The organism is Mycobacterium sp. 852014-52144_SCH5372336 (assembly GCF_001665615.1).
GTDB classification, from domain to species: Bacteria; Actinomycetota; Actinomycetes; order Mycobacteriales; family Mycobacteriaceae; genus Mycobacterium; species Mycobacterium neumannii_A.
Map to the genome: position 1 here is coordinate 1 of NZ_LZSW01000034.1, position 1389 is coordinate 1389.

Sequence of the window (1389 nt, forward strand, 5' to 3'; positions counted from 1 at the left end):
GCGGCTCCTCACGTTCTCGTGGGTAGCTGAGGGTGTAATCCGCCGAGGCAGAGGTAGATCATTGAGCTCAGTGTTTGGGCGGAGTGGTGGCCGTAGCCGCGAGCGTTGATGAGTCGGATTTTGGCGTTGATGCCTTCGATGAGGGCGTTGGAGATGCCCAGTTCGATCGCGGCGATGACTTCTTCGAAGTAGACCTCGAGCCGCTTAGCCAGATGAACGAAGCCGTTGATGCGGCTGCGTTTGGCAGCAGTGATCCACCGGCGCAAGCGCTGGCGAGCGCCGCCGGGTGGGTGGTTGATGCGGTAGACGTCGCGCAGTTGTTCTTTGAGTGTCCAGGCCCGGCCGATGTGTCGGTTGGTTCGCGCGATCTGGTTGACCAGGGCGCGTTTTTGCTCGGTGAGTTTGTTTTCTCCGGTGCGCAATGCCCAGCGAGTGGCCTTCCAGTCTGGGGTGCTCATCGAAGCCCGGCCGGGTCCGGTGGCTGCTTGGGCATAGACCCGGTCTAGTGCGCGGTTGACCCATTGCATGATGTGGAACGGGTCATAACAGATGGTGGCCTGCGGGGCATGGGTGCGGGTGGCGCCGGTGTAGGCCTTGGAGACGTCCATGCTGACCACCTCGATGGATGAAGTGATCGAATCCGGTTGGGATTGATAGAAATTCGCCAGCGATGCCTCGCTGCGGCCGGGCTGAATGTCGATGACGGTGCCGGTGTCGTGATCACCGACGATGGTCAGATAGCGGTGCGGGTGGCGGTAGCACACTTCGTCAACCCCGATCCGATAGAGGGTGTCGAGCCGGCGGGCGTCGAGCAGTTCAGCCACCCCGCGGTTGATGATCGCGGTCACCGTTTCCCAGGCGCAGCGCATCAGGGTGGCCACTGAAGTGCGGTCGGTGCGTTGAGCCAGCCACAGCACGGTGTCCTCGAAGTCGCGGGTATGCCGGGCACCCGGGCGCGCCCAGGGCAGCACCTCGGTACGGATCCCGCACTCCGGGCAGTCCAGCCTGCGGATCTCATAAACCAGCCATAGCCGACATCGGCCCAGGTCGAGGTGTCGCCAGCGGCGCCGTCGCCGGTCATAGACCGCGGTGGCCAACATCCCGCACGGGCAGGTCAGCAGCCGGGCCCGCGGCCGCAGCGTGACTTCGACGTCGCGGTCGTCAATGACGACATCGGTCACCCACGCCCCGGGGATCTGCAGCAGACGGTTAAATGCAGTACTGACGCGCACGTGGTGCCTCCGGGATCGGTTGGTGTGGTAACCCCGAAACTAGAGCCACACCACGTGCGCGTCCCGCATTTCACTCCCGCAGCACCGACAACCCTGCACCGCAACAAAAATCAGCTCTGATCAGCACGAAAGCGCCCACGAAAACACGTGGAGCGCC

At 63.5% G+C, this 1389-nt stretch carries 1 protein-coding gene; it reads right to left on the bottom strand.

Annotated features, from left to right (window positions below; all coding sequences use genetic code 11):
- Positions 1 to 8: 8 nt before the first annotated feature.
- Positions 9 to 1232, bottom strand: coding sequence for an ISL3 family transposase (locus A5759_RS07215; protein ID WP_120301812.1), 1224 nt, complete (start codon positions 1230 to 1232; stop codon positions 9 to 11).
- Positions 1233 to 1389: the final 157 nt, after the last annotated feature.